The sequence below is a fragment of the Methylobacterium indicum genome (genome assembly GCF_001043895.1).
In the GTDB taxonomy this organism is placed as follows: domain Bacteria; phylum Pseudomonadota; class Alphaproteobacteria; order Rhizobiales; family Beijerinckiaceae; genus Methylobacterium; species Methylobacterium indicum.
This window is the reverse complement of sequence record NZ_JTHF01000345.1, coordinates 1-6,056: the sequence shown is the minus strand read 5'-3', so window position 1 is coordinate 6,056 and position 6,056 is coordinate 1. Positions and strand designations below refer to the sequence as shown.

4 protein-coding genes and 1 pseudogene are annotated in these 6,056 nt (G+C 68.6%); 3 read left to right on the top strand and 2 right to left on the bottom strand.

Translation table 11 applies throughout. The features are described from left to right. Both QR78_RS29605 and QR78_RS36770 read right to left on the bottom strand, forming a co-directional pair. Positions 1-2,144: hypothetical protein (locus QR78_RS29605; RefSeq protein WP_048431207.1), on the bottom strand; the 2,144-nt coding region annotated here is incomplete at its 3' end. A 446-nt stretch (positions 2,145-2,590) separates the two neighbouring features. Further along, positions 2,591-2,908, bottom strand: a complete 318-nt coding sequence (locus QR78_RS36770; RefSeq protein ID WP_158004094.1) for a hypothetical protein — start codon at positions 2,906-2,908, stop codon at positions 2,591-2,593. 204 nt (positions 2,909-3,112) lie between these two features. Between QR78_RS36770 and QR78_RS33385 the strand changes: the two are divergent. From QR78_RS33385 to QR78_RS35215, 3 genes and pseudogenes are all read left to right on the top strand, one after another. Next, a pseudogene (locus QR78_RS33385) lies at positions 3,113-3,553 on the top strand (transposase family protein); the annotation flags it as partial. Positions 3,554-3,834: 281 nt separating this feature from the next. After that, the gene (locus QR78_RS34570; protein ID WP_125901106.1) at positions 3,835-4,905 is read left to right on the top strand and encodes a hypothetical protein; all 1,071 of its coding nucleotides are present in this window, start codon (positions 3,835-3,837) and stop codon (positions 4,903-4,905) included. Positions 4,906-4,920: 15 nt separating this feature from the next. Further along, the gene (locus tag QR78_RS35215; protein WP_048431205.1) at positions 4,921-5,595 is read left to right on the top strand and encodes a hypothetical protein; all 675 of its coding nucleotides are present in this window, start codon (positions 4,921-4,923) and stop codon (positions 5,593-5,595) included. Positions 5,596-6,056: the final 461 nt, after the last annotated feature.

The following is a 6,056-nucleotide window of genomic DNA, read 5'->3' as shown; positions in this document are numbered from 1 at the left end:
CGGCGGATCGCGCCCGGGTCGAGCCCGGCCCGCGTCAGGATCTCGTCCCGGACATCCACCGGGAGGATCACGTCCAGGGCCTTCGGCTCGGGAGACACCGCGGGCCTGGCGAGGGCCCGCCACAACGCCGTCGCGAGGCGCCGGGCATCCGGGTCGAGGAAGTCCGGGCCCACATAGAGCCGCTGCTCCTTCGGAAGGCGCTGCGCCGCGGCCTGCTCCTCGAACGTCTTCAGGAAGATGGAGAGGTCGTTGCCCGCGTCGGCGCGCAACGCCTGGATCCGCTCGCGGGCCTTGATCCGGTCGCCGGCGACCGTGCCGTCCGCCGGCCGCCCTCGCCAGCGCTTGGGCCTGTTCAGGACCGCGGTCTCCGTCTCGACCGCCTCCTCGTTGCCCGGGGCGGGCTTGACCTCGGGCAGCTCGACCGGGTCCTCGCGCCGACGGAAATAGGCCTGCTCGAACACGTGCTGCGGCGGGAACTCCACCACGAGGAGCGGTCGGCCATCCCGCGCCGGGATCTCGCCGGTCGTGCCGTGAGGCTGGACGGCCCGGGCGCTGGAGCGGCGGCCGGGCGGGGCCAGCGTCGGGTGGGAGGGTGCGCCGCCCCGCCACGGCAGCGTCAGGACGAGATCGGCGAAACGGAATTTGAGCGCGAGGAGATCGGTGGGGCGCAGCACGGTCAGCCGTGCCCGGTCGAGCGCGATCTCCCCCGCGCTCGGCTCGCGCCCCGGCAGGCCGATCGGTATGAGGGCATCCGCCGAGCCGGGCTGCGGCGAGACGAGACGGGGAACGTGGAAGAGCACCTCCGCGCCCTCGAAGTCGAGGCGCGCAGTATGGCTTTGGCCGTCCGAGCCGTCGGGCTCGGCGGCGCCCGTGCGCTCGGGGAGCGGAACGGCGGCACCGTACAGCGCGTGCCGGGCGCCGAAGGCCCTCAGGCGGCGCTCGTCGCCCTCGTCGTGGGTCACGACCTCGATGGGAGCTACCTCCGGGGCGCGGCCCGGCCTCGGACTCAGCGCCGGGAGGGCGGCCACGATGAAGCCTCCGAGCCGCGTCTCGACCTGATGCTCCTTCGTCGCCGGGCGGAAGCGGAACCGGGTGACGATCGCGGCGTCGGATCGGCGCTGACGCACGATTTCGAGGCTCGAGACCGGAAAGGTGGCCTCGTCCTGCCGGCGTCCGTTCTCCCTGGTCGCGACCGAGACGGTGCCGATTCCCTTGCCGTCGCAGGAGAGGATGCAGCCTGCGACCGTCTCCTGCGGATCGCCCCAGTGCCGGAGCGCAGCCTGGAGCTTGCCCGCGAGGATGGCCGGCACGGAGCCGTTCAGCCTGAGGCTCACGGCCAGCGACGCGCCCGGGTCGCCGGCCGTTCCCAGGTCGAACCCGAGGATCGCCGGCCGGCCGGGGGGCCGTTCGAGGACCGGGAAGGCGTCGTCGGCGGCAATTCCGTGCACGATGCCGTACAGGCCGTCCGTCCGCCGCTTCGCTGATCCTGGCCGGGAGGCTGCCGGAGCTTCCGCATCGAACAGCAGCGGCACTCTCTCGCGGCCGTCCGCCGCGGCGCTCGGCTCCGACAGGATGCGCCGAACGGTCAGGCGCCGGAAGGTGAGGAACACGTGGAGCATGTAGAGAGCGCCGGTCCGGGCGTCCTGAGGCTCCACCCTCCAGGAAAGATCCTTTGACAGCATGAGGCGCAATCGCCCGCTGGATTCGATCCGGGGTCCGAAGAAGCCCCGGAGGATCCGTCCCGCCCGCCGCTCGGCGATCTCCGCGGTCAGGGCCTGCTCGGACAGGCCGTCCAGCCCCAGAAAGCTCGCGACTTGGATCGGGCGGAACGGGACTGCGTCGCCGCCATCCCACCAGCCGTCCGACGACAGGGCGATCGTCCAGGGAGCAAGCTCGTCCGTGCGGTCGATGACGAAGGTCATCGTGAAGGTCTTGGCCTCCGGGGCGGGCAGGGAGGCGCGACGGACGGTCAGCGTCCACGTCTTGGGGCGGTAGGCCTCGCCCGCGCCGCCGCCCTGCGAAGCCGGCCGTGCGCGCAGGCTTGCCCGCCCGATCTCGAAATAGGCCTTCTCGCCGAACTCCCGCGCCGGCCATGTCATGCGGTTCGTGCCGTCCTCATCGAGGAGGGCGACCGCATCGCGCATGCGCTCGTCCAAATAGACGAGACGATAGTTCGGAGATGCCTTGGGGGCCGGTGCGGCGAACGCTTGACCAGCAGCAAGAGTGGCGGCGCCGCCCAGGACGCCTCGTCGCGTGACCCCGGTCGAGGCCGACCGATCGCGAATGCAGGCCGGTCGATCGGCCTCCTCCCCCTTGCGCTCCGTCATTGCGCTGCACGCCTTTTCTCCGGGCGAGCACGAAAATCAATCGATCGTGTCAGCCCTGGGCTTCCGAACGAAGCATTGCACATCCGTTCTGGATTGACCAGAACCTGTCCAGCGCAGCATCATGTGGCGAGCGATCCATTCGATTGCATGCAATGATCAATAGATCACTGCTCTATGCGCCAGATCCAGGCGCCGTATTTACATGTCATGATCGAATGGCGTCTCTAGACGAATCCAATCCGCATTGATACAAAAACATATTTTCAATATATCAAGTAAATATGCAAATTATAATTCACAGATGCCAGATCGAATACCGATTTCCTCTGCCGGGTGCCGCGTCCCGAGGTTTCGGCTGATTGCGGTCGCGTCGTGGCGCGTTCGCCGGCGTCACAGGCCGGCGTCGGCCGGCCGGCCGTCTGGCGCTGGCAACGGCGCCATGCCAAGCAGGCATCGAGGGTCTGCTGCGCGACGAGATCCGTCCGCCCGGCGAGCCACTCCACCGACACCGTCGCCGAGATGCGTGCCCTGACTTGCTCCGAGCCACCCGGCGAGGCCACCTGCTGGACCGGCCGCGCCATGCCGTCGTGCTCCCGCTCGACGATCCTTCGACAGGCCCAGGATGCGGAATGCCAGATCCAGGTTCTGAGCGCACCCGTCCGAGCCGACCCGTCACGCCACGTCGTCCCGAAACCCAGACCCACGACCATTTCCGTCACGGCACGGCGATGCTTGATCCCGCAATGCGGTGGTACGTCCGACCACCCTTCTGCGAGGGATACGCGATCGGGCAAATTCTTCGCGGCAGCGCCCGCACGACGGAGGCCGTCCGTCGCGCGAGACAGCGACGTCAAGAAGGCGTGAGAGCAGCTGCCAAACGCTGCGGCGTCAGCCCGACCGCCGTGCAGAAGCGACGGGATCGGGAGATGACGGTCGACGCTGCCATGGGACCGGAGGAGCCCCGCTCGACCGTGCCGACACCGGAGGAGAAGGTGATCGTCGTCGCCTTTCGGCGGCATGCGTTGCTGCCGCTGGATGATGGCCTCTATGGTTTGCAGCCTACGATCCCGCCTCTGACCCGCTCCAGCCTGCACCGGTGCCTGCAGCGGCACGGCATCAGCCGCCTGCCGGAGGTCGAAGGCGACAAGCCCGAGGAGCAACGCTTCGAGCAGTATCCGATCGGCTGCTTCCCTATCGATATCGCGCAGGTCCGCACCGAAGAGGGCTAGCTGTCCCTGCTCGTGGCGATCGACCGCACCAGCAAGTTCGCGTTCGTTCGTTCTGACACCCGACGAACGCATCTGCCAAGCCTGGGCGAAAGAGCCCGAACGCTTCAGGGTCGAACCGTCACACCACATTCCGGGACCGTACGGGCGCGGCGTGCGTGTCACTGGGCGGAAGGCCGCGCTCGAGGCCATGACGGCGGCCTGAGCCCCCTTCCCGGCCCGCGGCATCCGCCGAAGCGCGCCGCCCCACCGGGGAACGCGCGGCCCTGCCGGACGCAACCATGCGGGTCATCGTGGTTAGCGCGATCCAGTGGCGTCTGGACGATCACGACCTCGCGCCCGTCATGAAAAAGAGTTTTGCCATAATGCGATCTTTCAGAGTTCGATCATCCGCGCGACAGAGGCCGACGATCATTGAGCCGGCATCGATCCCTTCTACGGATCCCGGCCCGCCCATCGAGATCGCCCCGGTGCGGCACCATTTTCAATCCTATGCGCTTGCTATTTTGTGCCGTCCGGGTACATCTCTGTCGGGCCGATCACAGATTGGCAGAGCGAATCGCACCTTCCAACTTTGGACGGCAATTCAACAGATCACTGTTGATCGTTTCGACACGTGCGTAAGATGCGTGGAGAACAGCAACGCGACGTGGTTTTCAACCACGGATATTCTTTGCCGACAAATTCGTCACCCAGAAGGAGTAGGTCATATGGCCTATGCATCGTTGACTGCTGACGAGCAGAAACATTTCTTGTCTCGTATCGCGGTGTACGGCCTCTCTCCTGACGACCTGAAAGGCAAGACGGTCGTAACCGGCCAGGACAAGCCGGGTCCCCTCGTGATCAGCGCCGCCGCTGACCTGAGTGACGTTCCGGTCATCCAGCATGAGATCAAGGATGTCGCGCAGATGAAGGCGCTCGGCGGCATCCCCGACGAACATTACACCCAGCACGGCATCGCCGATCATCATGTCGAGTACCCGCCTGCGATCGATCACGATCCTCAGCATGCTCTCACTGCCGCGAAGGGCGACATGTGCGCGCTGCTCGAGCATCTCGGGCCGGAGCGCTCGGGCCACGTCGGATCGGCCCTGCGGGCCTACCTGCTCGGCAATTCGAGCAAGGTGCAGGACTACGAGCCGCTCATCAACACCATGCACTTCCCGGTCACCGGCGGGGTGGTCGCGCTGGACAGCATCACGGTGACGCCCGGCAACCCGCTCAAGATCACCGGCCCCGGACCAGTGAGCATGAACGTCGCGGTGATGACGGTCGAGCCCGGGGCACAGGTCATCGTCGAGACGGAGCTGACGCTGAACATCGGGCAGCTCTACGCCAACGTGACGAAGTAGCCGAAGGAGGGAAGTGTGGGAGACAATCGCTCGATCGGCGGCGTGACGCAGCCCGGCAAGGATGGCCCGGTCGGTCCGCAAGGTGGCATCGGCAGCGGCGGCAACTCCGGAACGTCTGGCACGTCCGGCAAGAATTCATGCGCGACGGCCGGCACGAACGGCGGGGACGGGCAAGTCGGCTCCGTCGGTGGACAGGGCGGCAACGGCGGTGACGGCGCAGCGGCGAACGCCATCACGGTGACCGTCGGGACGATCACCGGCGTGCTGACGGTGCTCACGGCCGGCGGCAACGGCGGCAATGGCGGAGCGGGCGGCAAAGGCGGCCAGGGCGGCCCGGGCGGTGCCGGCGCAAGCCAGAGCGGCAATTGCCCGGCGACGAACGGCGGCAAGGGCGGCCCTGGAGGAGCGGGCGGGAATGGCGGCTCGGGCGGGAACGGGGGCGACGGCGCCCCCGTGGTGATCCGCTACGTCGCCATGGCGCCGGGTGCCTCCGTCGTGTGGGGCGGTGCCGGAACGCCGGTCGGCTCGGCCGGCGGTGCGGCCGGAGCGGGAGGACCCGGCGGCGACGGCGGCGTCGGGGGCTCGCCGGGCGGCGGCACCGGCGCGAGCGGCGCCCCGGGTAATCCGGGCTCGCCCGGCAAGCCGGGCAAGCCTTCGTCGCTCTCCCTGATCCAGATCCCGCAGAGCTGACCGCTTCAGCGGACCGCCTCTCGAGCCGAAAGGTGGCCCGACGCGGTCGCGGCCGGCGCCAAGCCGGCCGACCGCCTCGGCGTCCCCCGCGAGAGGGGCTGCCGGGCCGGCGACGACGGGCGGTTGCGCCCGGAAGCGATGCCGCCCGGATCGGGAAAGTCAGGGTCACTGCGGGCGCCCCCGGCGCCTTGGGCCCCGGAAGGCCCGGTACGCCGTCGTCACGACCACCGAGACACGACGGACCTGCGACGGGCTATCGCGGCTGCGCCGCGGGGACCGCCGCGATTGTGCGAGCACGACGAGCAGGGAGGCCTCAACGATGCCTGCAGCATCACCGACATTTCTCATCAGTGGCGGCGTCGGCTATCCCGGTTCACCGGGGCGGTCAGGATCGAGCGGCGGGGCGGGCAAGGCCGGGGCGAACGGCAGCTACGACGTCACGACGCGGGTGTGCACCGCGT

Excerpts from the sequence above, each read along its gene's own strand:
- QR78_RS36770 (WP_158004094.1), bottom strand. The coding sequence starts at position 2,908 with ATGGCGCGGCCGGTCCAGCAGGTGGCCTCGCCGGGTGGCTCGGAGCAA.
- QR78_RS34570 (WP_125901106.1), top strand. The coding sequence starts at position 3,835 with ATGCGGGTCATCGTGGTTAGCGCGATCCAGTGGCGTCTGGACGATCAC.